Source organism: Methylosinus sp. Ce-a6, from assembly GCF_009811655.1.
In the GTDB taxonomy this organism is placed as follows: Bacteria; Pseudomonadota; Alphaproteobacteria; order Rhizobiales; family Beijerinckiaceae; genus Methylosinus.
Map to the genome: position 1 here is coordinate 1 of NZ_BGJX01000001.1, position 25,737 is coordinate 25,737.

The following is a 25,737-nucleotide window of genomic DNA, read 5'->3' on the forward strand; positions in this document are numbered from 1 at the left end:
GCAATCAGCCGGGCCTGCTACAACGCTGCGGGAACATCGTCGCGACGGCTATTCCGATCGCGCTTCACGACAGCCGCGATCTGGCGCGAAATCGCCAGGAAGACCGGCATGTCGAAGTCTACGCTCCCGGCGCTGCTCTCGATGACGGCGAATGGGCGCCGTTGATCGCCGCGATCGTGCGCGTCACGCGATCGACATTGATCCGCTCCGCCGCCACGGGGCTCAGGAAGCGGCGGGAAGAAACCGCGTTCTATGCGTCATCCGTCATGTCGCCCGCGGAAACCTTCGCGAGCGCCATCCGCGGCCATTGGGCCGTGGAGCAGAGAAAGCGCGACTGACGTCGGATTGATGAAATTTGAGGGGATAGGAGCTGTCAAAGGCATTTGGGGCCTCCTAGATTTATTGGATATCAATCTTTAGATTCGCACCGAAAGCGTGCGTTGTTCTGGCAACATTATTTCATAACAAAACGTTAACATAAATATATCAATCAGCGACACAAGGCTGTTGCAGCAGGGCGTCTGCTCGTCCCTCTCGGCCGCCGAACTGCGCGCGACCGCTATCGCGCAGCGAAGACCAGCAGCGCGGCGATCTCGGCCATCTGCTGCGCGCCGCCGAGCACGTCTCCGGTGAGGCCGCCGATCTGCCGCTCGGCGAGCTTGGCGGTCGCATAGGCCGCGCCGATGGCCATCGCGCCGGAAAGCAGAACCGTGACCGGCGAGGCGCCCGCGGCGATCGGCGCAATGGAGATCGCGCTCGCCAGCAGCGCCGCCGTCTGCAGCGCCTCCTTGAAGGGGCGCAGGGCGGCATGGCCGGCGCCGTCCGCGCGCGCGGGCGCGAGAATCATGATCGGCAGAAGCCCCGCCGTGCGGGAGAGCGCCGCCACGAAAACGACAATGGCCGCCGCCTCGAAGCCGCTGCTCTGCGCGATCGTCGTCACGGCCCCGACGCGCAGCGCCAGCGAGAGCGTCAGAGCGACGGCGCCATAGGAGCCGAGCCGGCTGTCGCGCATGATCTCGAGCTTTTCCTCGCGCGTCGCGCCGCCGCCGAAGCCGTCGGCGAGATCGGCGAGCCCGTCCTCGTGCAGCGCGCCGGTGACGAGGGTTAGCGCGGCGAAGGCCAAAGTCGCCGCGAGGAAAGGCGGCAGCGAAAGCGCGCGGGCGGCGAGCAGACTCCAGGCCGGAGCGAGGCCGATGAGCGCGCCTGCGAGCGGCAGCGCCCGCACCGCGGTGCGGAAATCCGGCATCTCATGCCCCCGCGGCGCGGGAACCGGCAGGCGGGAGTAGAAGCGCAGGCAGGCGAGGAAATCGTCGACGAAGGGGCGGAACATGGCGCCCCTCATGAGGCGAAAGAGGCGTTTTGTCGAGCGGATGGGTCCTCCCCCGTCCGCGGCAGGCGCGGCGGGGGAGGACGCTCCGCTCAGTTCAGCGTGGTCAGTTCAGCGTCTTGCCGCCGGCGGCCGCGCAGGCTTCGGCGGATTCGGCGAACGCCCAGCCCTTGCCCTTGCAGGCGTTCATCCCCTTGCAGGCGTTCTTGGGGCTGTGGCAGTCGCTCTGCCCCTTGCAGCTGTTGGCGCCGATGCATTGCACCTTGCCCGGCGTCGCCGCCATCGTCGCCGTCGCTACGCCCGCGAGAGCGAGAGAGACGGCCGCCACGGCCAGCGCGCTTCCATTGCGAATCTTGTCTTTCATGTTTCCTCCCCGAGGGGCTGTCGGCCTCATTGGGCGCGACTGCGCCTATCTGTCGTGAATCGATATTTTGGGCAAGGGCGCCGCCGCTCTGGCCCGCGTGACTTTCGCGCCGTGAAATGTCAAAACTCGCCCCGCCTGCGGCGACGGGCCGCGTTGGGAGCCTCAATTCCATGTCGATCCTCGATTCGGTCCGCAAATCGCTCGTCCCGATTCATCCGGAAGGCTATATTTTCATCGCCGCTTTCGCCATCGCCGCCCTGCTCTTGCATTGGATCTCCTCGACGCTCGGCTGGATCGGCTTCATCGCCACCGGCTGGTGCGTCTATTTCTTCCGCGATCCGCAGCGCCTGACGCCCCTGCGCGAGGGTCTCGTGGTGTCGCCGGCGGACGGCGTCGTCTGCTCCATCGGCTTCTTCCTGCCGCCGGCCGAGCTCGGGCTCGGCGCGGAGCCCCTGCAGCGCGTCTCCATCTTCATGAGCGTCTTCGACGTGCATGTGAACAGAGCGCCGATCACCGGCCGCATCATCAAGGTCGCCTACAAGCCCGGCGCCTTCCTCAACGCCGACCTCGACAAGGCGAGCGAGGACAATGAGCGCAACGGAATCGTCATCGACGCGCCGTCCGGCCGCTATGGCGTGGTGCAGATCGCCGGCCTCGTGGCGCGACGCATCGTCTGCTTCGTGCAGGAGGGCGAGCCGATCGGCGTCGGCGACCGTTTCGGCCTCATCCGTTTCGGCTCGCGCGTCGACGTCTATATGCCGACGGGGGCCAAGCCCCGCGTCGCCGTGGGCTCGCGCGCCGTCGCGGGCGAGACCATATTGGCGGATGTGACCTCCACCGCCGCCCCTTTGAGCTTCAAGGCCGGCTGAGCCGCCGCCCGCGAGAGGCCTCCCGATGAACGAACCTTTTTCCTTCGACGCCGGCCGCGAAGACCCTGAAGCGCAATTGTCCGCCTCCGAACGGCGCAGACTGCGCTTCCGCAACATTCCGATCCGCGTGGTGCTGCCCAATCTGGTCACGCTGCTCGCATTGTCGATGGGCCTGACCGCCATACGCTACGCCACGGAAGGCAAGTTCGACACGGCGGTGACCGCCGTCATCGCCGCCGCCGTGCTGGACGGCCTCGACGGACGCCTCGCGCGCGCGCTCAAAGGCACCTCTCGCTTCGGCGCGGAGCTCGACTCGCTCGCCGATTTCGTCGATTTCGGCGTCGCGCCGGCGCTGCTGCTCTATCTCTGGTCGCTGCATGAGATCAAAGGCCTCGGCTGGTTCGCCGCGCTCGTCTTCGCCATCGCCTGCGCGCTGCGCCTCGCCCGCTTCAACGTGACCGTGGACGAGCCGGGGCGACCGGCCTGGCATTCGGATTTCTTCGTCGGAATGCCGGCGCCGGCCGGCGCAGTGGCCGTGCTGCTGCCGCTCTATCTCAATCTCTCGGTCGTGGAGCTCCCCGGCTCGCGCGGGCTGGTTCCGTTCTTCATCGTCTATGTGCTGGCGATCGCCTTTCTGATGGCCAGCCGCATTCCGCATTTCTCGGGCAAGCGCATCGGCCGAATTCCGCGCGAATATGTCATTCTCGTGCTGTTCTGCATCGGCGTGACCGCCTTGCTGCTCGCCATCTATCCGATGGAGACGCTCGTCTTGGCGAGCCTCGCCTATCTCGCCGCCATTCCCTTCGGGGTGAAGCGCTACAAGGCGCTGGCGCGCGAGGAGGCCGAGAAGGCGCGCCCGGCCTGATCGCTCATTTGGCGAAGGCCTTCGCTCCCGCCACTGCGGCGACGACGCCGAGCGTGACGAACAGGAGCGAGCGTTCGACCGTCTCGCCGAGGATCAGCGCCGCGAGGCAAAGGCCGAGCAGCGGTTGTAGCAATTGCAATTGTCCGACCGCCGCTATGCCGCCGAGCGCGAGGCCGCGATACCAGAACACGAAACCGATCAGCATGCTGAACAACGCCACATAGGCGAGCGCGAGCCAGGATTCGGCCGGCGCGGCGCCAAGGCCCTCCGGCGCGCTGGCGGCGGTCAAGGCGAACATCGCCGGCAAGGACAGCGCCAGCGCCCAGCATATGACCCGCCAGCCGCCGAGCCGGCGCGACAATAGGCCCCCTTCCGCATAGCCGAAACCGGCGACGAAGATCGCGCCGAGCATCAGCAGATCGCCGGACGCGATCGCGCCGCCGCCGCGCGCCAAGGAGAAGCCGGCGACGAGCGCGCCGCCGGCGAGCGCGAAGAACCAAAAGCCCGGCCGCGGCCGCTCGCCGCCGCGCAACACGCCAAAGGCGGCGGTCGCCAATGGCAGCAGCCCGACAAAGACCAGCGAATGGGCCGAGGTCATGCGCGTCAGCGCCAATGCGCTGAGCAGCGGAAAGCCGACCACGACGCCCAAGGCGACGCCGAGGAGCGACAGGAGCTCGCCGCCCGTCGGCCGCCTCTCGCGAAAAGCGGCGAGCAGGCAGAGCGCGAGCAGCCCGGCGATGGAGGCCCGCGCCCCCGTCAAAAACATGGGGTCGAAGCCCGCGACGGCGACGCGCGTCGCCGGCAGCGATCCGCTGAAGATCAAAACCCCGATCGCTCCGTTCAGCCAGCCTTCCGTCGTCCTGTTCATGACGCATCGTCCTTTCCTCGGGCGCGAAGGATCGGACGGACGGCCCTTGTCCAGCCAGAGACGGATCGATACAGTTTTCTGAAACTGTTTTAACAGATGTCCTGAACTGTAATGGCTATGGAGGCAATACGCTTTGACCGAAATCTCCTCCCCGCCGAAGCGGATCGAGCTGGTGATGACGACGATCCGCGAGCGGATCGCGGCGCGCCAGCTGACGCCGGGCGCGCGCCTCCCCTCGGTGCGGCAGGCGGCCCGCTCGATGGGAGTCTCTGTCTCCACCGTGGTCGAGGCCTATGAGCGGCTGGCCGCCGAGGGCGTCATAAGATCGCGCCCCGGCTCCGGCTTCTATGTCTCGGCGCCGCTCGCGCCTCTGGCGCTGGGCAAGCTCGGACCGCGCCTCGACCGCGAGGTCGATCCGCTCTGGGTGTCGCGCCAGTCTCTGGAGGCCGGCGAGGGGATGCTGCGCCCCGGCTGCGGCTGGCTGCCGGCCGAATGGATGCCCGAGGCGGCGCTACGCCGGGCGCTGAAAACGGCCGCGCGCGGGAGCCCCGCCGCCCTCGCCGAATATTCCGAGCCGCTGGGCCTCGCCGCGCTCCGCGGCCTCATCGCCCGCCGGCTGGGCGAGAGCGACATAGCCGCCGCGCCCGATCAGATCCTGCTGACGGGCTCCGGAACGCAGGCGATCGATCTTGTCTGCCGTTTCCTGATCGAGCCCGGCGACACTGTGCTGATCGACGATCCCTGCTATTTCAATTTCCGCGCTCTGTTGCAGGCGCATCGCGCCGCTATCGTCGGCGTGCCGATGACGCCGAACGGCCCCGACCTCGACGTGTTCGCGCAGACGCTCGCGCAGAAGCGCCCACGCCTCTACATCACCAATTCCGCCGTCCACAATCCGACCGGCGCCGCGCTCTCCTCCACGAAGGCGCATCGGCTGATGGCGCTCGCCGAGCCCGCCGGCCTCGTCATCGTCGAGGACGATATTTTCGCCGATTTCGAGGCGATTCCGACGCCCCGCCTCGCCGCCTTCGACGGCCTTCGAAACGTCATTCAGATCGGCAGCTTTTCGAAGACGCTCTCAGCCGCCGCGCGTTGCGGCTATATCGCCGCGCGGCCCGATTGGATCGAGCAGATCGCCGACATCGGCCTCGCCACGCAATTCGGAAGCCCGCGGCTCTCGGCCGAGATCGCGCTGACGCTGCTGAAGGACGGCGGCTATCGCCGCCATTTGGAGGCGCTGCGCGCCCGGCTCGCCGGGGCCATGACGACGACGATCCGCCGTCTCGAAGCGCTCGGAATCGAGCCCTTCCTCGAGCCCAAGGCCGGCATGTTCGTCTGGGCGCGCCTGCCAGGCGAGGCCGACGCCTCGCAGATCGCTCGTTTCTGCCTCGCGGAGGGAATTGTGCTCGCGCCCGGCAACGCCTTCAGCCTCGGCCAGACGGCGCGCGATTATCTGCGCTTCAACGTCTCGCAATCGGACGATCCGCGCATCTATGAGTCCCTCGCGCGCGCGCTGCGGTCGCCCTGCTAGAGCGCTGCGTGCGACCATCTGGCGCTTGCGGTCCTCCAGCGGCCTCGACATAGTGCGCGCGGCGAAAGACCCGCCTCCCGCCGCGCGAGCGTCGGGAAAAATAAACAAAGATCGGGAGGAAAGCGAAACAGCGCTTCGACCGGAGGCGGTTTCGCTCTAGAACGTCGGCTCGAGAGGAGAGACGGCGCGTCGAAACAGGCGGCCCGCCGCGGATCGCGTCATGTTCATCAAAATACTCGGATCGGGCGCCGGCGGCGGCTTCCCGCAATGGAACTGCAATTGCGCCAATTGCCGCGCCGTGCGCGAGGGCGAGGCGGGCTTTTCGCCGCGCACGCAATCCTCGCTCGCGGCGAGCGCCGATGGCGTGAATTTCGTGCTGCTCAACGCCTCCCCGGACCTGCGCCAGCAGATCGCGCAGGCGCCGCAGCTCTCGCCCGGGCCGAGGGACGGTCTGCGCGCGAGCCCGATCAAGTCCGTCGTGCTGACCAATGGCGACGTCGACCATGTCGCCGGCCTGCTCAATCTTCGCGAGGCGCAGGCCTTCTCGATCTATTCGTCGGGGCGCATATTGAATGTGCTCGCCGGCAATCGCATCTTCGACATTCTCGTGCCCGAGCTGGTGACGCGCGTCGAATTTCCCTTCGACGAGGCGATCCCTCTGCACGGCGCCGGCGTCGATCTCGGCCTCGCCGTGAAGGCTTTTCCCGTGCATGGAAAAATCGCGCTCTGGCTCGAGGACAAGAGCGCGACGGATTTCGGCACGAGAGTGGGCGACACGCTCGGCGTCGAGATCATCGAGACGGCGACGGGCAAATCTTTCTTCTACATTCCCGGCTGCGCGAAGATCGACGATCCGCTGAAAGAGCGCTTGCGCGGCGCGAGCCTCGTCTTCTTCGACGGCACGCTGTTCCATGAGAATGAGATGATCGAGCAGGGACTGCTCGGCAAGACCGGCTCGCGCATGGGCCATGTGAATATGAGCGGCGAGGACGGCTCGATGAAAGCCTTCGAGGAGCTCTCCGTCGCGCGCAAGATCTATGTGCACATCAACAACTCCAATCCGACGCTCGGCGCATTCTCGAAGGAACGTGGGATCGTGAATGCGGCCGGATGGGAGATCGGCGAGGACGGCATGGAGGTGACGCTATGAACGACTTCTCGACGGCCGAGTGGCATGACGCGCCGCCCTTGTCGAAGGAGGCTTTCGAGGCGGCGATCCGCGCCGTCGGCGAGGAGCGCTATCACGACAAGCATCCTTTCCATAAGATGCTGCATGGCGGAAAGCTGAACAAAGGCCAGGTGCAGGCCTGGGCGCTCAATCGCTATTGCTATCAGGAGGCGGTTCCGCGCAAGGACGCGGCCTTCATGAGCCGCGTGCATGATCGCGAATTGCGGCGCGAATGGATTCACCGCATTCACGATCACGACGGATTGGGCGAAGAGGCGGGCGGCATAGAGCGCTGGCTGGTGCTGACCGACGGGCTCGGCCTCTCGCGCGATTACGTCATCTCGCGCAAGGGCGCGCTGCCGGCGACGAAATTCGCCGTCGAGGCCTATGTGCGCTTCGTCGTCGAGCAGCCGCTCGTCGTCGCGGTCGCGTCCTCGCTGACCGAGCTGTTCGCGCCGGCGATCCATCGCGAGCGCATCGCCGGAATGCTCGAGAATTACGACTTCGTCGACGATTCGGTGATGGCCTATTTCAAGCGCCGCCTCTCCCAGGCGCCGCGCGACAGCGATTTCGCCCTGTCGTATATCAAGGAGCACGCCTATACGCGGGCGGAGCAGGAAGCCTGCGTCGGCGCCGTGCGCTTCAAATGCGACGTGCTGTGGGCGCAGCTCGACGCGCTCCATCAGGCCTATGTGACCGGCCTCATCCCGCCGGGCGCTTTCGCGCCGCAGACGTGATGGAAGGAAGGAGCTGACCCCTGCGAGGCTCCTGATTGGACGGTGCGAAATCGAGCGGGATATGATAGATCGCTTTCGAGCGCACTGCGATCCATGCTCGCCCGTCTTCGTCCGCGAGCGGCAAACGAGGAGTCGAGCCGTGGTCGACGAACCCGAAAACCTGACGCTGCAGTTGCTGCGTCGGATCGACACGAAAATCGATGAGACGAATACACGCATAGATCGGCTCGCGACCGCCGTCGCATCGGATCTCGCCGCGATGGAAGGACAGATGCTCGCGAGCGAGAAGCGCGTTGCGGAACGTATCGTGGAGCTGCGTCGCGCCGTCGTGGAATATCATTCTTCGGCGATCGGCCATGGCGTCCTCCTCAGCGAGTTCGAGGAACGCTTGCGCCATGTCGAGACGCTCTTGGGCGTGACGCGCGCGCCGACGAATTGAGAAGCCGAGCCGATGGCTGCCGACGCCTGCACCCGCTATCAGATCGCCGCCGACTCTCGCCCGGCCTTCACGCGCTATGCGCGCCTGCATGAGGATGTCGTGCGGCGGCGCAAGGTGATCCTCGCGCCGGAACGGGCCTATGAGCTCGACGCCATCGGCCTCGCCGTGCTCGGCCTCGTCGACGGCGCCGCGAGCGTCGCCGAAATCTCGCAGAGCCTCGCGAATGCTTACGCCGCGCCCGTGGAGGTGATCCAGAAGGACGTCATCGCGCTTTTGCAGGGCCTCGCCGACAAGCGCCTGCTGCGCGACGGGCCGGACGCTTTTTCGCCCCCTCCTCTCTCGCAGACGGCGCGATCCTATGCGCCCTTCGAGCGCGGGCCGGCGGGCCTGCTCGCCGAGCTCACCCATCGCTGTCCGCTGCAATGCCCTTATTGCTCCAATCCGCTGGAGCTCGAGCGCGCCAATGGCGAGCTCACCTCGGGCGAATGGGGCGACGTCTTTCTTCAGGCGGCCTCGATCGGCGCGTTGCAATTGCATCTCTCCGGCGGCGAGCCGACCATTCGCCGCGATCTCGAGGAGATACTCGCCCATGCCGTCGACGCCGGGCTCTACACCAATCTCGTGACCTCCGCCGTGCTGCTGACGCGCGAGCGCTTACGCCGCCTCGCCGAGATCGGCCTCGATCATGTGCAGGTCTCGGTGCAGGACGTCGTCCCCGAGAGCGCGGACCATATTTCCGCCTATGAGGGCGGCGTCGAGAAGAAGCGCGACGTCGCGCGCTGGGCGCGGGAGCTCGGCCTCGGCCTCACCATCAACGCGCCGATCCACCGCCAGAACATCGACCATCTGCCGCAGATCATCGATTTCGCGGTAGAGGTCGGCGCGCAGCGGCTGGAAGTGGCGCATATTCAATATTACGCCTGGGCCGAGCTCAATCGCGCCGCGCTGATCCCGACGAAAGAGAAGTTCCTGGCGACCGTCGGCATTGTGGAAGAGGCGAAAAAGCGCCTGCAGGGCGTGCTCAATTTCGATTTCGTGATCCATGACCACTACGCCTCGCGCCCCAAGGCCTGCACCGGCGGCTGGGGCCGCAGCATCATGGTGGTGACTCCTTCGGGCAAGGCGCTGCCCTGCCACGCCGCGCAGACCTTGCCGGGACTTTCCTTCGACAATGTGCGCGATCGTCCGCTCGGCGACATTTGGCGCGATGGCGCGGCTTTCGAGGCCTTCCGCGGCGAGGAATGGATGACGGAGCCCTGTCGCAGCTGCGACAAGCGCGGCGTCGATTATGGCGGCTGCCGCTGTCAGGCGCTCGCCGTCACCGGCGATGCGACGGCCACCGATCCGGCCTGCCATCGCTCGCCCCATCACGAGGAATTCGCGGCGCTCGGGCAAAAAGAGTCGCTGCTGCCGGCGCCGCCCTTCGTCTATCGCCGCGTCGGCGGGGCCGACCGCAAGGAGACGGCGCTGGACGAGCAGCCGGCCTGAGCGGCGTCAGACCTCGACGAGATCGAGGCGTTTCTCGATCCGGTCCAGTCGAAATTCGATCCGGTCGATGCGGCTGGACAGGGACGCGCCCTGCTGCTCGAGGATGCCGAGCCGCGTCTTTATCTCCCGATTGTCGTCGTGCAGCACGTCGAGCCGCTCGTTCAAACGGCGCAAATAGACCAGCACGACGTTATCGGGCTCTTCGGGCATATCGAGTCCTCTTTAGAGCGTTTCCAGCCGAAGTGGACGCCGGTTCGGCTGGAAACGCGTCAAAACAGAAACCTAGCGTCTTTCCCTGTTTCAATTGAACATGGAAAGACGCTAGAGGATCATACGCTTTCGGCGGCGGGAGACAACCGCCCCCCTCACCTCTGCGCCGGCGCGATCTGGTTGCGCGGATCGTCCCTCGGGTCGACATAGTCGATGCGCCAGGGCCCCATGCCGTCGAGCTGGATCACCGTCTCCTCTTCGAAGAAGGCGTAATGGGCGACGCCCTGGGGCATGGTCGAGAAAGCGCCTGGGGGGAGCTCCTCGACGCTGGCCCGGTCCGCCGCCTGGCCGAGGCCGAGCCGCATGCGCCCGGCGACGACCGACACCACCTCGGGCTTGGGATGTGTGTGCGGAGCGATGCGATAGCCCTTGGGCGCCTTCAGCCGCATCACGAACATGCCCTCTTTCGTGGGATCGCCATAAAGAACCGCGGCCTCCGCCCCGGCCGGCAGAGCCGCCGGCGCCGCCGAATAGCGAATGTCGCCCGGCAGCAGGACCTTGTGCGTTCCGACCTGATCGGCCCCCGCCGGCGCTCCGAGACACAAGGCGACGGCCCCGGCCGCCGCAATCATTGCATAGGCTCGTCTCATCTCCGCCTCCTCCATTCGTCAGAAACGGGCGTGGTCCCCGCGCGCGCCTATATAGGGCGCATGCGCCGGCGCGAAGCGGGACGAATTGAAATTACGGCGCTTTTTTGATGCCGATGGAGAATTCTCGGCCCAGTAACACTCGAGCAACCTCCTTGCGCCATATTTTCTGTCGTCTCGCGGGTGAAGCGAATGAGTTCGCTCGAGCAGTAAGTAAGTAACTTGTACCGGAGAGTAGTGTCATGAAGTCGCGAGATGCCTTGGTTCGGCTGAAACGTTTTCACGCCGAAGAGTGCCGCCGCCGCGTGGCGCAGCTTCAGACCATGATCGCCGAATTCACCCGCATGACGGGCGACCTCGATCGCGAGATCGTCCATGAAGAACAGCGGGCGAATATCACCGACCCCAATCATTTCGCCTATCCGACCTACGCCCAGGCCGCCCGCACGCGCCGAGACAATCTGCTGCGCTCGATCGCGGATCTGAAGGACCAGCTCGTCGAGGCCGAGGCCCATATGAAGGACGCCGGCGAGGAGCTGACCAAGGCCCAGGGCCAGGAAGCCCGCGACCGCGGCGGCGACCGCGCCGTCGATCTGATCGCCGAGCGACGAATCTGAGCTTTTTTGGCGCTCAGGCCAGAAAATACCAGAAAATAAAAGAGGCGCGAGCCGAAGAGCCGCAGCCAGAGGCCGACAGATGATCTTCGGCGCCGCCGTCTCTGCACGCGCGCCGCTCAACCAACGACCCCGCCTCGAGCCGGGCGGCGCCGCGGACGAGCGGACGCCGGCATTCAGGCTTGCGGTCCCGCCGCCGCCATGCCAGTGAGAGCGCGCGCTCCGCACCGGGAGCGCGGAACACGCAGCGCCCCATGAAAAAAATTTTGGAATATGTCTGGCCCGTCGTCGGGCTGGTGGCGGTGATCGCCTCTTTCTACCTTCTCTACGGCGAGTTTCGCGGTGAATCGGTCGGCGAGGAGGTCTGGGCCGATCTTCGAGCCATTCCTGTCTCTCATTGGACCGCCGCCGGCCTCTCCACACTTCTCGCCTATGCGGCGCTCGCCTGGTACGACCGCATCGCCCTGCTCCACCTCGGCGTGAAGCACATTTCCTGGCTATTCATCTCGGTCTGCTCCTTCACCACATACGCGCTGTCGCACAATATCGGCGCCACGGTGTTCTCCGGCGCGGTGGTGCGCTATCGGGCCTATTCCACCAAAGGGCTCACCGCCGGCCAGGTGGCCGTGCTCGTCGTGCTGTGCTCCTACACTTTCGGCCTGGGCACGGTGCTGCTCGCGGGAATTTTGCTCACCTATCAGCCGAGCCTCTTGAGCCGCCTCTCCGGAATGCTGCCGGATGTGCTCACCAATGAGCATACGGCGCTGACCATCGGCCTCGCCTGCCTCGGCGCCGTGGCGCTCTATGTCATCGGCTCGCTGATGCATTTCAAGCCGATCGATCTCGGCAAGATCCATGTGATGTATCCGCGCCCCGAGGTGATGATCCGGCAGATGTTCGCGGCGCCTCTGGAGCTCATCGGCGCGGCCGGCATCATCTATTTCGCTCTGCCGGAGGGCAGCAACACGCCCTTTATCGTCGTGCTCGGCACTTTCCTGCTCTCCTTCTCGGCCGCGCTCGTCTCCCATGCGCCGGGCGGACTCGGAGTCTTCGAGCTCATCTTCATCAAGGCCATGCCGGATGTGCCGCGGCTCGAGGTGCTGGCGGCGCTGCTGGTGTTCCGGCTGCTCTATCTCATCGTGCCGCTGATGATCGCGCTCGTCGTCGTGCTGCTGTTCGAGCGCGGACGCCTCGCCGAGACGCTGCGCGGCCGCGGCGGCGGCGAGAGCTAAAAAAAACGAAGAGCCGGCCGCCCTTGGGCGAACCGGCTCTGCGTTGCGCCGCTCCCAAGGAGCGTCGGGATCACATGCGATATTGCTGCAGGCGGGTGGTCCGCAATCCGGCGAGGCCATGCTGATCGATCGACATCTGCCAGCTCAAAAACTCGTCCACCGTCAGCGTGTAGCGGTTGCAGGCCTCCTCGAGGGAGAGAAGCCCGCCGCGCACCGCCGCGACCACTTCGGCCTTGCGGCGGATCACCCAGCGCTTCGTCGTGGGCGGCGGCAGATCCGCGACGGTCAAGGGGCTGCCATCGGGACCGATGACATATTTGACACGCGGACGATGCGTCTCGGTCATTTTGTTACTCGCCTACTCTCACGATCACTCGACCCACCCTCTATAGGCGCGCCGATTTAACATTTGCCTAAGCCAAACTCCTGTGTTTGCGGCCAATTGCGAATCGGCGTTTACCATAGCCCACGGCCGCGCAGGAAGAGAGGATGGGACGGCGTCGCCCGAGCCGAAAAAGCGTCGGCGTTCCCGGCAGGCCGACTCGTGAATCCCGAGCAACGACACAAAAGGATCGGCCGCGGCTTTGGATTCTCGATCGCCCGCGCCGCGGGCGGGCCGAAAACAGCGCAATAACGGCGGCGTCCCCTACGAACGGCTCACAGTATCTACGTATTATCCGGCGCCCATATCCGCCGGCGTCACCGATTGCCCCTCGTTCCGGTAATGGTTAAAGTCCGTTCGACGAGACGACGAGGGAGAAGGCGCTTGCGATCCATCGGTTCTCGGCCAGTACGAACGACGTCTCGGACATGCCGTCACAAACTCGGGCGCGGCCGCATTTCGCCTCGTTCTGTGACGACGCCGCAATTGCGCGCCGCTTTCCGACCGCGAGCCGGGCGGCGCCCGTGACCGCCTCCGCATTTCGCCACGAGCGACCGGGCGTCGACCGTCGCGAATGATCATGCCGTATGCACGGCCTGCGACGCGCCGCCGTGACGATCGTTCTGCGCTTCGACGCGACGAGCAGACCGCAGCCTCCGATGGCGGGGCGTAATTGAACGGCCGACGACTGGGGAAGCGGCAGACTTCACCCGAACGGCGGTAGCATGGCCGAACTCATTTTCACTGAGCGCCCCATGGTGCGAGCTCCGTTTCCTTCCATGCGTCGACACATTCGCCGCGACCGCTCGACCCGCTTCAGACAAAATTCGATCAATCGATAATAAATGCGACGGAATAGCCTCACATGCACGAAAATCTTATTTATGACGTAGGGCTGCATTCGGGAGCCGATACGGACTTTTATCTCCGTAAAGGATTCGACGTTGTCGGGATAGAAGCAAATCCATCGCTCTGTCGCCATTGCGAAGAGCGCTTTTCCGCCGAGATCGCCGAAAAGCGATTGACGATCGTCAATCGCGCGATCAGCGAGACTCCCGGAACGATCGACTTTTTCGTGAACGAGAAAAAATCCCTATGGGGAACCGCCGACGCGGACCTCATGGAGCGTTATGAAGCGCTCGGCGCCGCGAGCCACAAAATTCAAGTCCACTCGACGACGATGGCGGACGTTTTCGACGAACATGGCACGCCCTATTACATGAAGGTCGACATCGAAGGATATGATCATTTATGCCTGAAAGGCTTGGTGGGCCGCAGCGAAAAACCAAAATATATCTCCGTCGAGGCCAGCGGAATATCCTCGGCCGCCACGATGCATCAATTGGATCTGCTCAAGCGCCTCGGCTACAGCAAGTTTCAGATCATCCTCCAAAACAATGTCTACAGGCATGTTTGTCCCAGGCCTTCGCGTGAAGGAAAATATGTAGACTACGAATTCGGCGCGGGGACGAGCGGACTCTTCGGCAGAGAATTGCCGGGACGCTGGATCGATTACGACCAAGTCGTCCGATCCTACCGGTGGATTTATTGGAACATGCGCTTTGTCGGACCGCACACTGGAATATTTCGTAATGTAAAAAACGGTATATCGCGACGAATACTGGCGAGACTCTTTTCCGCTGGCACCGGCTGGTATGACACACATGCGACATATTAGCGGGGCTCCGCCGTCCAACCTTTCTTCACTTGAAGAATCTCCATTATCCATGGACGAGAGAAATGCCTCGAGGAGGAACCCCCTCGAAGCGGAACCGGTCTATTCGAGAAGCGAAAATTATAGGCCAGATATCGACGGCCTCCGTGCATTGGCCATTATTCTGGTCGTCGCCTTCCACGCAGCTCCGGGACGGATACATGGAGGATTTATCGGAGTAGACATATTTTTCGTTATCTCCGGATTTCTCATATCGTCAATTATACTAGGAGATATCTCGAAAGGCGCTTTCAGCATATCGGAATTTTACAGACGGCGCATAAAAAGGATATTTCCTTCTACGCTGCTTGTTTTGTTTTCGTGTCTTCTGATTGCACAAATAATACTCATATCCGACGAATACACGCAGCTCGGCAAGCACGTAGCAGGCGGAGCCGCCTTTGTGAGCAATCTGATACTGTGGAGCGAGAGCGGCTATTTTGACAACAATTCGGATACGAAACCACTTCTACACTTGTGGTCTCTCGGCATCGAAGAGCAGTTCTACATAATATGGCCAGCACTTATTCTGTTTTTCAGATTTAAAAATGTAAATATATCATTTGTAGTAGCCGTTCTTGCACTTATTTCATTTGCATTCAATATATTCTACGTGAGCAAAGATGCGCCATCCGCGTTCTATACTCCGCAAGCGCGATTCTGGGAGCTGCTGATCGGCTCGGCGCTGGCGTCATATACATCCGCGGCCGGGACCCATCGACCCGAAATGGGGGTGATTTCAGGCAACTTTCTGTCTTGCGCAGGCGGGTTGTTGATCGCAGCGGCGGTTCTGCTGATCGACAAGGATCAGCGCTTCCCCGGCTGGCTGGCCATCGCGCCTACGGCCGGCGCCGCTATGATCATTGCCGCAGGCGCGAACGCCTGGCCGAACAGGACCATCTTATCCAGTCCTATTTTGGTGTGGTTCGGCCTGATCAGTTTCCCGCTCTATCTCTGGCACTGGCCGCTACTATCGTTCTCACGCATTTTCCAAAGCGGCGAAGTGTCACAACAACTTCGTCTCGTAGCGGTTCTCGTTTCGATTTTGCTCGCTTGGCTCACCTATCGATTGGTCGAAACGCCCATACGCCTCGCCGCCGGCGGCAAATGCGTGACCGCCGTCCTGCTGAGCCTGATGGTCTGCGCGGGCTGGGTCGGATGGAACGCCTACACGAAAGACGACTTCCGGCTTCATGTGATCGAGACGCCGAAAGTCGTCAACGCCGGCGATATCGGCAACGAGCGATTCTTCGACTATTTGCAGGACAATTTCTTCCCATGCACCCCGATCGAGCTACGACGAGAATCGGACATCTGGCACGGGATCCCGAGATGTTTTCAATCGGCGCCGACGCCGGAAAAGCAAATCGCCCTCGTCGGAGACAGCCACGCCGAGCATTTGTTCCCCGGACTGGCCGAAGCGCTTCCCGGCTCGAATTTGGCGGTTTACGGCCAGGGCGGCATACCTTTCGCCAATGACAAGGAGTTCGAGCATATATTTTCCTACGTCGCGAGCGACGAGAATATCTCCGCCGTGATCTTGTCGGCCCATTGGAATGCGAAGCTCGCCGCCCGATACGACGACGCCGCAAAGCTCGAATCCGATCTGCTCGAGACCGTGAGATATCTCGCCGCCGCAGGCAAGCGGATTTACGTGACCGACGACGTTCCGAATTTCTCATTCGACCCGCACAAATGCAAATACGCCGGAAGGTTGGGCCAAACGAACAATTGCTCTCAAAACGCAGAATTGACGAACAGTCAGCTTCGGCTGTTTCGCTCGATCTTGCAATCTGTCGCCGCGAAAACCACAGCGGTCGAAATCATTCCAATCGCGGGACTGCTCTGCGACGAGACCGAATGCAGCATGGCGCGGGACGGCGTCCTGCTGTTCAGGGACTTCCATCACTTGAATATAGATGGCTCAAAACATATCGGAAAGCTCATTGCTCGAGACCATCCGAGCCTTGCCGATCAGATCGAGCGCTCGGTCGTCGGCGATCGAGTTCTGGTGAGAGGAGACTCTCGACGCCCTCGTCGCTGAAACGAGACGACCGCCGCTGGACAAAACAAGGCGAAAATTTCAATGACTTCTTCTCCGACCATGAACCAATTCCTCGTGTCGAGCGGCAAACTCCGATGTTTGCTGACCTATCTTCCTGCCCAGCGGCGCTGGCAGCTCGTCAGTCTGTGGGTCGCAATGTTTTGCGCCGCCGCCGCGGAACTCGCCACATTCGGCGCAGTGTTGCCCTTTCTCTCTCTGCTCGCCGATCCGGCGCAGACCTCCCGCTATCCATTTTTGCAAAATCTGCTCCACGCGATCGCGTGGCGGTCGGGCGGCGACAGCATCGTGCTCGCAGCTGCGATCGTCTTCGCCTTCGTCGCAATGTGCGCGGCGGCGATCAGAATGTTCGTTTCCTGGCTCGGCTTCAAATCGACTTTCGACATCGGCGCAGACATCGGCGCAGAAGTCTATCGCCGCACGCTCTACAAACCATACAAATTCCACATTTTTCATAACACCAGCGAGGTCATCGCGGGCCTCAACAAGACCCAGACCATCGTGACCGGCGTCATCAGTCCGTTGATTCAGAGCGCGAACGCCGTCATCATTTCCGTCGCCATACTCGTGGCGCTCATCTATGTCGACGCCATTGTGGCGACCCTCTGCGGCCTTGGATTTACCCTGATCTATCTGGCGGTCACTTTCGCCACCGGGCTTCGATTGCGCGCAAACAGCAAGGTGATCGCGGAAAATGAAACGCGACGCGTTCAGGCCGTTCAAGAGGGATTGGGCGGCATTCGCGATGTGCTCCTCGATGGCGCTCAGGAAGTCTATATCGATCGGTTCGAGGCCATCGAATGCGCACGGCGAGGCGCTCAGGCGGCCAATTATTTCATAAGCAGCTCGCCACGCTACCTGATCGAATCCGTAGGGATGACGATGATCGCCGCTCTAGCCTATTGGCTGAGCTTGCGGCCGGGCGGATTGTCAGAGGCCATCCCCGTGCTGGGAGCGCTCGCGATCGGCGCTCAAAGACTGTTGCCGCAAATGCAGACGATCTATCTCAGCTGCGCGGCCTTGAACGCGAATGCGAGCAGCCTTACCGACGTCGTCACTCTCTTGGACAAGCCGATTTCCGAATGTGCGACGTCCTCGTCCGCCGATCGTCTGGACTTCGAACGCGACATCGTCCTCCACGACGTGACTTTCCGCTATCATGACGATTCTCCTGACGCCGTTCACGAGGTGAGCCTCCGCATTCGCCGGGGCGACCGCGTCGGATTTGTCGGCGAGACCGGAAGCGGCAAGAGCACTCTCATCGATCTTGTCATGGGCCTTCTCGAACCGACGAGCGGCGTCATCGAGATCGACGGGCGACGGCTCGGCCCGGAAAATCACAGGGCTTGGCAGAGATGCATCGCGCATGTGCCGCAATCCATCTATCTTGCCGATGCGACCATCGCCGAAAACATCGCCTTCGGCGCCAATGCGCATCATATCGACATGGAACGCGTTCGCATCGCCGCGACGAAGGCGCAAGTCGCCGAATTCATCGATACTTTGCCGGAACAATATCGATCCGTGGTCGGTGAACGCGGCGTGAGACTTTCAGGTGGGCAACGTCAGCGTATCGGACTTGCTCGCGCGCTGTATAAGCAGGCCGATGTTCTGATCTTGGACGAGGCGACCAGCGCCCTGGACGACACCACCGAAAACGCGGTGATGCGAGGCATCGAGTCGCTCAGCCGAGAGATGACGGTGTTGATGATCGCCCATAGAATTTCCACCCTTCGAGACTGCGACATCGTCATCGAGCTCAAGGACGGAAGGCTCCTGCGCGAAGCGCACTATCACGAGCTGGACCATCGGCGCCTGAGCTTGTCGGCGTGAGCCATCGCCCCCTCGTTTGACCGGCGCCGAGCGAACATCCGACGACCGGCGAATTGCAGGCGCGCATTTACCCTGCGCCTGACCTTCTACTCACGCCCGACAAGGAGCGGCTTCGACATTCCTGGCGAGACCTCGCCTGCATCTCGCCTCCTCGCCAGTCCATAAGAGGAATGAATTTCATGCCGAAAGTTTCGATTGTCCTTCCGACATACAACGGCGCTCGACACCTGCGGGAAGCGCTCGACACCTGCCTGCGACAAACATTCGTCGACTTCGAGCTCATCGTCGTGGTCGACGGATCGGTCGACGAGACCAAGGACATACTGACGACCTACGCCGATCCCCGCCTCGTGATCGTCATGCAGGAAAACCAAGGACTGCCACGCGCGCTCAACTCCGGATTCGCGCGCGCGCGCGGCGTGTATTGGTCGTGGACATCGGATGACAATGCATTTCTGCCGAGCGCGCTGCAGACAATGGTCGACTACCTGGACGCTCATCCGGATGCGCCGATGGTGTCGGCCGACTTCTTTCGAATCGATGACGCCGGCCGAACCATCGGCTATGACGAAGTCAACTGGGCCTGCTTTCTCTACCGCGCCGACGTCGCCCGACGCGTCGGAGACTATCGGCCAGAGTATCGCCTCGTCGAAGACAAGGATTTTTTTCTACGGCTACGACACGTCGGAGGGCCGATCGCGCGCATTCGCCAGCCGCTTTATCGTTATCGCGAACACGCACGCAGCCTGACACGCCAGGAGGGCGGCAAGCGCCACATAACGACGCTGAAAATGCACTACGACCTGATCACGCGAGGCATAGAAAAGCACATAAGCCTGCGGCAACTTTTTTTTCACGAGCTGAGCAGAACGGCGCTTTATCACGACCATAAGCAAATGAACGAGATACTGGCCTTCGCGCGAGAGACGAACATGCCGTTCATGTCCGCGTTGGAGGCCCGCGATCACCGACTGCGCAGCCCGCTCGGATGGCTGCTCAACCGCTTGAGCATCGCCGCGACGGCGCGGCGCGAACGACTGAAACGACTCCTCGCGCATGGCGCCAGGGACGCGGTGCGCTCATGAGCCCTCCGACTGTCGCAGTGGTCGTCGGCACCCGCCCCGAAGCGATCAAAATGGTCCCGGTGCTGAGAGCGCTGCGATCCGAAGAAGGACTGCGCACATTGCTCGTGTCGACAGGCCAGCATCGCGAAATGCTCGATCAGATCTTGGGACCCTTCGAGGCGCGGATCGACCATGACATGCGCCTCATGGAGCCGGGGCAGACGCTCTATAAGCTGTCGAGCCGCGCGATTTCCGCATTCGAGGCGATGCTCGTCGAGCACAGGCCACAACTCGTTCTGGTGCAGGGCGACACGACCACCGCCATGCTGGGCGGGCTATGCGCCTTTTATGGAAAGATCGCCGTCGGGCATGTCGAAGCAGGATTGCGCACCGGCAACAAGCTGTTTCCCTTTCCAGAGGAAGTCAATCGGCGTCTGCTGTCGGTCCTCGCCGATCTTCACTTCGCGCCGACAGAAACAAATCGGCGCGCGCTCATGGCCGAAGGCGTCGCCGAAGATCGTATCTTCGTCACGGGAAACACGGTGATCGACACGTTGCGCCTCGCCCGCGGGATGCAGGCGCCGCCGCTGCCGGTCGATATCGGGGGGCGGCGACTCGTTCTGGTGACAGCGCATCGGCGTGAGAGCTTCGGCGGCCCATTGCAGGAGATTTTTGCCGCGCTGTGCGATCTCGCGGAGATTTATCCGGACATAGCGATCGTCTATCCGGCGCATCTCAATCCCAATGTGCAAAGGCCTGCGACGGAGATGCTCACAGGTCGACGAAACATCCATCTCTGCCCGCCGGTCGACTATTTTTCCTTCGTTCATCTGATGTCGAGGGCGGAGTTGATACTCACCGATTCCGGCGGCGTGCAGGAGGAGGCGCCCAGCCTCGGCGTCCCGGTTCTGGTAATGCGGAACGAAACCGAACGAATGGAAGCGGTCGAAGCCGGCGTCGTGCGACTCGTCGGAACCAGGCGAGACGACATCGTTCGCGAAGCGCGCCTCTTGCTCGACAACGAGGCGGAGCGTCGTCGGATGAGCGAGGCGATCAATCCGTATGGCGACGGCTTTTCCGGCGAGCGCATCGCTGGGCATGTGAGGGCCTGGCTGCGCGCGCGCGACCCGCGATAGCGCCGCTCTGCCTCTTCGATCGAAAAGGACGAAAAATGGCGTTCAATATACTGGCCAATCTGAGAGCCGGCTTTCGACGAGCCGATCCGCTACGCTACTTTGCCGCCAAAGTGCTCGTGAAGACCGGATTATGCGTTCACATCATCATCGATCGAGGATATTATAAGCTTCGATTTTTCCCGTCCGGCGTCACCGGAGAAATGTTCATCGACGGTTCCTCGCGCCTGCGCGAAGACGAACAAACCTTATTCACGCTGTTGAATAAAGGGGATATTTATGTCGATGTGGGGGCGAACGTCGGATCGCTTCTTTTCACGGCAAAGCATATCGTCGGAGCGACCGGGGTCGCCATTGGCGTCGAGCCGCATCCGAGGATATTCGGCTATTTGAGATCCAATGCACAATTGAATAATGCCGACGTGATCTTATACAATGTCGCGATCGGTTCCAAAATTGGACATCTCGCTTTTTCCGACTCCGTAACGGATGAGATAAACGCCGTGCAGCCCGAAAATGCGGGCGGGCTCTCCGTCGAGGCGCAGACGCTCGACAGTCTACTCTGCGGAGTCGAAAAGATTGATCTTCTAAAAATCGACGTGGAAGGATATGAATTGGAGGTCCTAAAAGGCGCGTCCTCCGTATTGGATCGGACAAGAATGATATATTTCGAAAGCTGGATAAAGCATAGTGAATCTTTCGGCTATACGACGGCCGACCTGATAGCCAGCTTACAAGAAAAATCTTTCTCGGTGTTCAAACGTGAGCGGGACGAATGGAGCGAGATCGACACCGATCATGTCTCTCGAAATTGTGAAAATCTGCTCGCGGTCCGTGACCTGCCCCTGAGAAATTCCTCGAGCATCGATCAGGCCAGCCGCTCTTATTCGTGACGGCGCGACTTTTTGCGTCGTCGGGCTGTTCAGCCGGCGCGGCCCCCGCGCGGCGGCGTTCGGCTTCGTCACCGTTTCGAGGACCGCAGTTTTTTGGAACACGTTGGAGGGATAGGAGGGACGGGGGGTCTGACGCCCCGTCGTTTACGGCCCACAGTCATGATCATCGCCGCCCGCAGGGAGCGGAAGAGGCCGTCCGGACAGGCCAGTCTTCAGACTGCCTGTCGCAAATAAGACGGGTCAGTCGCCCGCGCTCACCCGTTCGACCTTGACCCGAGCGACGCCGGCCGATCGGAAGCCGAGGCTCTGGGCGGCGTGGACCGAGACGTCGATTACCCGGCCGCGCACGAAAGGGCCGCGATCATTGATCGTGACGACCACCGAACGACCATTGCCGAGATTGGTCACGCGCGCCCGCGAGCCGAAAGGCAGGCTGCGATGGGCCGCCGTCAGCGCCCCCACCTGCCCGCCGCTCGCGGTCCGGCCGTGATAGCCATAGTAGGAGGCCTTCCCGACCCAGGATTGGCCCGCCGCCGCTGTCGAACCTGCAAATACCGCCGCTCCGATGATCAATGTCTTCAATGCGCTATCTCCTTTGCACGTAGTTTCCCGACGATCGCCCGAGCCCGGACGCAGCTGTCGAGTAGACCCGCGCTAAAGGTGAGATGTGATCAAATAGGGGCGAGAACGCCGGCGGAGGAAAATGCCTAGTTCCGAGCCGGACAACGCAGAAGCGGCGTCAAATATATCCATATTTTCTATACTAAAACGTCAAATAGACGCCGGTGTATTATGAAATATATTTGACTCATCATTACTTTTCTGTGACAGAAATGACACACGCGCCGAGAATCTGTGATGCAGCTGTCAAGGCGCCACACGGGAGCGGCCGAAGAAAATCCGTGGAAAACCGCCGACGGTCGGAGCGCGCCGGCGCTCAGGCCGCGCCGACGGGGCGGTCGAGCGCGAAGCGGCCCGGCCCGGCTATGGCGAAAAACAGGAAGACGACGCCATAGACCAGCGCCAGCTCCCCGCCATTGTGGATCGGCAGCGCGCCCTTTGCGGCGTGAGCGACGAGATAGGCCGCGACCATTTCCGCCGCGAGGACGAGCGCCGCCGCTCGCGTGAAGAGGCCGAGCAGCAGCAAGAGCCCGCCGAGAACCTCGATCGCTCCCGCCGCGCCGAGCAAGGATAGGAGCTTCAGCCCGTCGAACATGGCGATGTGAGGAAAGCCGAAGAGCTTGGCCGTGCCGTGCTGCAGGAACAGCAAAGCGACGAATATGCGCGAGAGCCCGAGCACGACCTGCGCGCGGCCAGGCGGAACGAGCGAGCTCATGGAACGCGACCTCTCATAGGCGACCTCTCATAGGCGACCTCTCATAGGCGACCTCTCATAGGATGGAGGCGACCTCCTCGAAAGCGAAACGCGGACCCCTCGGATAGAGTTTCGCCGGATCGCCATAGCCGATATTGATCAGGAAATTCGATTTGACCGTTCCGCCGGGAAAAAATTCCATGTCCGCCTTGGCGTTGTCGAAACCGCTCATCGGCCCGGCGTCGAGCCCCAGAGCGCGCAGCGCCAGCAGGAAATAGGCGCCCTGCAGCGCGCCGTTGCGAAAAGCCGTCGCCTCGATGAGCGCGACGTTGCCGACGAACCAGGAGCGTGCGTCGGTCGCCGGATAGAGACGCGGCAAATGCTCGTAGAATCGCGTGTCATAGGCGACGATCGCGGTCGCCGGCGCCGCGAGCGTCTTCTCGAGATTGCCGGGCGAAAGCGCCGGGGCGAGCCGCGCCTTGGCCTCGGCCGAGCGCAGGAATACGAAACGCGCCGGAAGGCAATTGGCGCTGGTCGGCCCCCAGAGCGCGAGCCGAACCGCCTGCTGCAGCAGCGCGTCGGGAACTTCCCGATCCGTCCAGCCATTGTGGGTGCGCGCCTCGGTGAAGAGCTGGGCCAGCGCTTCCGCGCTCAGCGGCTCATGGAGGAAAAGCTCGTCTCGCGCCATATCGTCTCTCCTCGTCTCGCTCGCGTCGCGGCTCGGCGGAAGAACGCGCGCGAAGCTCAGATGTCGCGGCCCTCGACCTCGAGCCGCAGCCGCTCCTCCGCCTTTCGCCATTCCTCGCGGCGGGGATCGAGCGCGCGGGCGCGCCGATAGGCCTCGAGCGCGCGCGCCGACGCCCCCTCGCGCTCCCGCAGCGCGCCGAGCGCGCCGAGCGCATCGAAGCGGCGCGGATCCAGCAGAAGAGCGGATTCGAGATCGCGCACGGCGCTGTCGAGATCGCCGAGCGCGACGCGCGCATGGGCGCGGCCCACCAGCGCCTCCGCCCAAGCGGGCTCCAGCGCGACGATATGATCGAAGAGAGCGAGCGCGAGAGAATCCGCGCCGAGGCTCGCGGCGGCCATCGCCCGGCGCAGCAGCAGATCCGCTGTCGGCGAGCCCGACCGCGCCCACAGCCGACCGATCGCCTGGGAGAGCGCGCTCTCCTCCTCCTCGCTTTCGGCCAGCGACAGGCGGCGGATGAGATCGTCGAGCGAGGAGAGCGCGACCTCGGGCTGGCGCTCCGGCGTGGCCTCCGGCGCGAGCGGCGCGGGGCGGCGCTGCGGCGAGAACACACGCGCGCCGGGCGGCAAGGGGATCGGGATACGCCCTATGCCGGGAATCTCGATATATTGTTGTTGCGTGAGGGGCCGTTCCGTCCCGGCGGCGAGGACGCCGGCGGAGGCGAGGGCCGCCACCGCGAGCGCGGCGGCGAAAATTCGAGACCCGGAACGCATGAGCGCGACTGTAGCTCATGCGCCGGCGAAAAGACAAGAAAGGGCCGCCGCGCAGCGGCGACCCTTTGCGATCGAGGCGTCAGAGCGCCTTGAGCTGGTCCGCTGAGGACTTGCCGGTGCGGCGGTCCTGCGAAATCTCGAAGCTCACCTTCTGGCCTTCGCGCAGATCGCGCAGGCCGGCGCGCTCCACCGCGCTGATATGGACGAACACGTCCTTGTCGTCGCCGTCGGGCTGGATGAAGCCATAGCCCTTTTGGGCGTTGAACCACTTAACCGTTCCAGTCGCCATTCGTCTCTCCGAACATTGAGGAGAAGGCCCGCCTGCGCGGGGCCGGGTCGATCGATGTCAGGGAGAGGTCGTCAGCGGCTTCGTCTCCGAAGCGCGCACGCAAGTCGCCGGCCGAAAATCGATACTGGGGAACATAGAGGCCGCGCCCGCCGCGGGCAATGGCGGATCACGCTGCGGACCATAAGTAGTTACCGAAAAAGAAGGGATTTCCTAACCTTGAAAATTCGAGAGCCGGCCGGGTTCACGCCACATTCAGCTCGAAGCCGCGATCTTTGCGTCGGATTCACCATCGTCGGGTCAAATTGTCTCGAATGAGTGAGCCACGGCGGGGGCGCGGCCGCCCCCGCGCAGCAGCGGAGAGCAAAAGTGATCGACCTCGTGCGGCAAGCGATCGACGAACACGGACGCCTGCCTCAGCCGGCGCGTAATCTGTCGGCGAACTCGGACCTCTATGAGCTCGGCCTCACCTCTTTCGCGGCGGTCAGGATCATGCTCGCGCTCGAGGACGCTTTCGGCGTCCAATTCCCCGAGCATATGCTGCGCCGCCGCAATTTCGCCTCGATCGACGCGATCGTCGCCTGCCTGCGCGAGCTCGAGCGCAAGGCCGCCTGAGCCCGGACTCTAGAGTCTTTTCATGTTTCGAAAAGACTCTAGACTTTTGTTTTTAACGCGTTTCCAACGCCGAACCGGCCTCCACTCCGGCTGGAAACGCTCTAAAGCCGCGCGCCTGACGGACAATAGCGCGCGGCGGCGGCCCCGGCGGAGAGCGCCGCCGGGAAGGCGTCCTGCCGCAGGTTGTAGGCCAGCAGCGCAGGCGCGACCGGCCGCGCCGAGGCCGCCCAGCTCTGGAAGGCGGCGGAACGCCCCTCCCGCGTCGCGCGCGCGGCGAGCTTCTCCGCGCCCGGCGAAGGCGTGAGCCCCTCCAATCCGCATTGGGCGAAAAGGGGCAAGCGATAGGCCGCGGGCGGAGCGGCGCAGGCGCGCTCCATCAGCACGACGATGGTGAAGACGACGAGCGCCGAGAAAGCGACGAAAAGCGCACCGATCTGACGCGCGCCCAAATCTGCTCGTGACATGATCTGATCCCTCGAGGCCGCGAAGCCGGCTGAAGGGGTCAAATGGAGCGGCGGCCTCGCCGCTCCAGCGTGAACGCGGGACATTATTAGCAGGAGATGACTGTCTTTCGCTTTGACGCGTTTCCGGACGCCGAACCGGGTCCACTTCGGGTGGAAACG

At 63.0% G+C, this 25,737-nt stretch carries 28 protein-coding genes and 1 pseudogene; 17 read left to right on the forward strand and 12 right to left on the reverse strand.

Going from position 1 to position 25,737, the window contains the following annotated elements; all coding sequences use genetic code 11:
• Positions 1 to 338: pseudogene (locus tag Mspo_RS00005) on the forward strand (hypothetical protein); the annotation flags it as partial.
• Positions 339 to 559: 221 nt separating this feature from the next.
• Here the strand turns inward: Mspo_RS00005 and cobS are convergent.
• Positions 560 to 1,330 (reverse strand): adenosylcobinamide-GDP ribazoletransferase, encoded by a 771-nt coding sequence (gene cobS, locus Mspo_RS00010; protein ID WP_159725894.1) that lies wholly within the window; start codon positions 1,328 to 1,330, stop codon positions 560 to 562.
• Positions 1,331 to 1,433: 103 nt separating this feature from the next.
• Positions 1,434 to 1,691, reverse strand: coding sequence for a hypothetical protein (locus Mspo_RS00015; protein WP_159725895.1), 258 nt, complete (start codon positions 1,689 to 1,691; stop codon positions 1,434 to 1,436).
• 170 nt (positions 1,692 to 1,861) lie between these two features.
• Here Mspo_RS00015 and Mspo_RS00020 point away from each other — a divergent pair, with 170 nt between their 5' ends.
• Together Mspo_RS00020 and pssA are read left to right on the forward strand one after the other, a co-directional pair.
• Positions 1,862 to 2,560 carry a phosphatidylserine decarboxylase gene (locus Mspo_RS00020; RefSeq protein ID WP_159725896.1) on the forward strand — a complete coding sequence of 233 codons (699 nt, stop codon included), beginning with the start codon at positions 1,862 to 1,864 and terminating at the stop codon, positions 2,558 to 2,560.
• 25 nt (positions 2,561 to 2,585) lie between these two features.
• Positions 2,586 to 3,425, forward strand: coding sequence for a CDP-diacylglycerol--serine O-phosphatidyltransferase (gene pssA / locus Mspo_RS00025; protein ID WP_159725897.1), 840 nt, complete (start codon positions 2,586 to 2,588; stop codon positions 3,423 to 3,425).
• Positions 3,426 to 3,429: 4 nt separating this feature from the next.
• Here pssA and Mspo_RS00030 read toward each other — a convergent pair whose 3' ends face one another.
• Positions 3,430 to 4,293 (reverse strand): DMT family transporter, encoded by an 864-nt coding sequence (locus Mspo_RS00030; protein WP_159725898.1) that lies wholly within the window; start codon positions 4,291 to 4,293, stop codon positions 3,430 to 3,432.
• A 175-nt stretch (positions 4,294 to 4,468) separates the two neighbouring features.
• Between Mspo_RS00030 and Mspo_RS00035 the strand changes: the two genes are divergently transcribed.
• The 5 genes from Mspo_RS00035 to pqqE all read left to right on the forward strand — a co-directional run bounded on the left by Mspo_RS00035 (position 4,469) and on the right by pqqE (position 9,656).
• Positions 4,469 to 5,824, forward strand: a complete 1,356-nt coding sequence (locus Mspo_RS00035) for a PLP-dependent aminotransferase family protein (RefSeq protein WP_159726125.1) — start codon at positions 4,469 to 4,471, stop codon at positions 5,822 to 5,824.
• A gap of 220 nt (positions 5,825 to 6,044) precedes the next feature.
• The gene (gene pqqB, locus Mspo_RS00040; RefSeq protein ID WP_159725899.1) at positions 6,045 to 6,974 is read left to right on the forward strand and encodes a pyrroloquinoline quinone biosynthesis protein PqqB; all 930 of its coding nucleotides are present in this window, start codon (positions 6,045 to 6,047) and stop codon (positions 6,972 to 6,974) included.
• Positions 6,971 to 7,729 (forward strand): pyrroloquinoline-quinone synthase PqqC, encoded by a 759-nt coding sequence (pqqC, locus tag Mspo_RS00045; protein WP_159725900.1) that lies wholly within the window; start codon positions 6,971 to 6,973, stop codon positions 7,727 to 7,729. Before pqqB ends, pqqC begins: the two co-directional genes overlap by 4 nt.
• Before the next feature lie 139 nt (positions 7,730 to 7,868).
• Positions 7,869 to 8,168: a hypothetical protein gene (locus Mspo_RS00050; protein WP_159725901.1), complete on the forward strand. Its 300-nt coding sequence runs from the start codon at positions 7,869 to 7,871 to the stop codon at positions 8,166 to 8,168.
• Between the two features lie 12 nt (positions 8,169 to 8,180).
• Entirely contained in the window at positions 8,181 to 9,656 is a 1,476-nt protein-coding gene (gene pqqE, locus Mspo_RS00055) for a pyrroloquinoline quinone biosynthesis protein PqqE (RefSeq protein ID WP_159725902.1), read from the forward strand.
• A gap of 6 nt (positions 9,657 to 9,662) precedes the next feature.
• On the opposite strand, the gene Mspo_RS00060 is transcribed toward pqqE, so the two are convergent.
• Both Mspo_RS00060 and Mspo_RS00065 read right to left on the reverse strand, forming a co-directional pair.
• A complete protein-coding gene (locus Mspo_RS00060; RefSeq protein ID WP_159725903.1) occupies positions 9,663 to 9,866 on the reverse strand; it encodes a hypothetical protein in 204 nt (67 codons plus the stop codon).
• A 155-nt stretch (positions 9,867 to 10,021) separates the two neighbouring features.
• Positions 10,022 to 10,516, reverse strand: a complete 495-nt coding sequence (locus Mspo_RS00065) for a cupin domain-containing protein (RefSeq protein ID WP_159725904.1) — start codon at positions 10,514 to 10,516, stop codon at positions 10,022 to 10,024.
• A 239-nt stretch (positions 10,517 to 10,755) separates the two neighbouring features.
• On the opposite strand from Mspo_RS00065, the gene Mspo_RS00070 reads away from it, so the two are divergent.
• Entirely contained in the window at positions 10,756 to 11,130 is a 375-nt protein-coding gene (locus tag Mspo_RS00070; RefSeq protein ID WP_159725905.1) for a flagellar export protein FliJ, read from the forward strand.
• 251 nt (positions 11,131 to 11,381) lie between these two features.
• On the forward strand, positions 11,382 to 12,359 hold the full coding sequence (locus Mspo_RS00075) for a UPF0104 family protein (RefSeq protein WP_159725906.1): 978 nt from the start codon (positions 11,382 to 11,384) through the stop codon (positions 12,357 to 12,359).
• Between the two features lie 70 nt (positions 12,360 to 12,429).
• Here Mspo_RS00075 and Mspo_RS00080 read toward each other — a convergent pair whose 3' ends face one another.
• Positions 12,430 to 12,705 carry a DUF1153 domain-containing protein gene (locus Mspo_RS00080; RefSeq protein WP_159725907.1) on the reverse strand — a complete coding sequence of 92 codons (276 nt, stop codon included), beginning with the start codon at positions 12,703 to 12,705 and terminating at the stop codon, positions 12,430 to 12,432.
• Positions 12,706 to 13,606: 901 nt separating this feature from the next.
• On the opposite strand from Mspo_RS00080, the gene Mspo_RS00085 reads away from it, so the two are divergent.
• From Mspo_RS00085 to Mspo_RS00110, 6 genes are all read left to right on the forward strand, one after another.
• Complete coding sequence (locus Mspo_RS00085; protein WP_159725908.1) at positions 13,607 to 14,419, forward strand: FkbM family methyltransferase; 813 nt, start codon at positions 13,607 to 13,609, stop codon at positions 14,417 to 14,419.
• Between the two features lie 49 nt (positions 14,420 to 14,468).
• Entirely contained in the window at positions 14,469 to 16,499 is a 2,031-nt protein-coding gene (locus tag Mspo_RS00090; protein ID WP_159725909.1) for an acyltransferase family protein, read from the forward strand.
• A 156-nt stretch (positions 16,500 to 16,655) separates the two neighbouring features.
• Entirely contained in the window at positions 16,656 to 18,350 is a 1,695-nt protein-coding gene (locus tag Mspo_RS00095; protein ID WP_256366332.1) for an ABC transporter ATP-binding protein, read from the forward strand.
• 179 nt (positions 18,351 to 18,529) lie between these two features.
• The gene (locus Mspo_RS00100; RefSeq protein ID WP_159725910.1) at positions 18,530 to 19,435 is read left to right on the forward strand and encodes a glycosyltransferase; all 906 of its coding nucleotides are present in this window, start codon (positions 18,530 to 18,532) and stop codon (positions 19,433 to 19,435) included.
• The gene (gene wecB / locus Mspo_RS00105) at positions 19,432 to 20,550 is read left to right on the forward strand and encodes a non-hydrolyzing UDP-N-acetylglucosamine 2-epimerase (protein ID WP_159725911.1); all 1,119 of its coding nucleotides are present in this window, start codon (positions 19,432 to 19,434) and stop codon (positions 20,548 to 20,550) included. Before Mspo_RS00100 ends, wecB begins: the two co-directional genes overlap by 4 nt.
• 35 nt (positions 20,551 to 20,585) lie before the next feature.
• Positions 20,586 to 21,440 carry an FkbM family methyltransferase gene (locus Mspo_RS00110; RefSeq protein ID WP_159725912.1) on the forward strand — a complete coding sequence of 285 codons (855 nt, stop codon included), beginning with the start codon at positions 20,586 to 20,588 and terminating at the stop codon, positions 21,438 to 21,440.
• Between the two features lie 240 nt (positions 21,441 to 21,680).
• Here Mspo_RS00110 and Mspo_RS00115 read toward each other — a convergent pair whose 3' ends face one another.
• The 5 genes from Mspo_RS00115 to Mspo_RS00135 form a co-directional block, all read right to left on the reverse strand.
• Positions 21,681 to 22,022, reverse strand: a complete 342-nt coding sequence (locus tag Mspo_RS00115) for a septal ring lytic transglycosylase RlpA family protein (protein WP_159725913.1) — start codon at positions 22,020 to 22,022, stop codon at positions 21,681 to 21,683.
• A 355-nt stretch (positions 22,023 to 22,377) separates the two neighbouring features.
• Positions 22,378 to 22,776, reverse strand: coding sequence for a DoxX family protein (locus Mspo_RS00120; protein WP_159725914.1), 399 nt, complete (start codon positions 22,774 to 22,776; stop codon positions 22,378 to 22,380).
• Positions 22,777 to 22,831: 55 nt separating this feature from the next.
• Entirely contained in the window at positions 22,832 to 23,443 is a 612-nt protein-coding gene (locus Mspo_RS00125; RefSeq protein WP_159725915.1) for a malonic semialdehyde reductase, read from the reverse strand.
• A 56-nt stretch (positions 23,444 to 23,499) separates the two neighbouring features.
• Complete coding sequence (locus tag Mspo_RS00130) at positions 23,500 to 24,213, reverse strand: hypothetical protein (protein ID WP_159725916.1); 714 nt, start codon at positions 24,211 to 24,213, stop codon at positions 23,500 to 23,502.
• Between the two features lie 79 nt (positions 24,214 to 24,292).
• Entirely contained in the window at positions 24,293 to 24,502 is a 210-nt protein-coding gene (locus Mspo_RS00135; RefSeq protein WP_159725917.1) for a cold-shock protein, read from the reverse strand.
• A 366-nt stretch (positions 24,503 to 24,868) separates the two neighbouring features.
• Between Mspo_RS00135 and Mspo_RS00140 the strand changes: the two genes are divergently transcribed.
• A complete protein-coding gene (locus tag Mspo_RS00140) occupies positions 24,869 to 25,114 on the forward strand; it encodes an acyl carrier protein (protein ID WP_159725918.1) in 246 nt (81 codons plus the stop codon).
• A 101-nt stretch (positions 25,115 to 25,215) separates the two neighbouring features.
• On the opposite strand, the gene Mspo_RS00145 is transcribed toward Mspo_RS00140, so the two are convergent.
• Positions 25,216 to 25,578: a hypothetical protein gene (locus tag Mspo_RS00145; protein WP_159725919.1), complete on the reverse strand. Its 363-nt coding sequence runs from the start codon at positions 25,576 to 25,578 to the stop codon at positions 25,216 to 25,218.
• Between the last annotated feature and the right edge of the window lie 159 nt (positions 25,579 to 25,737).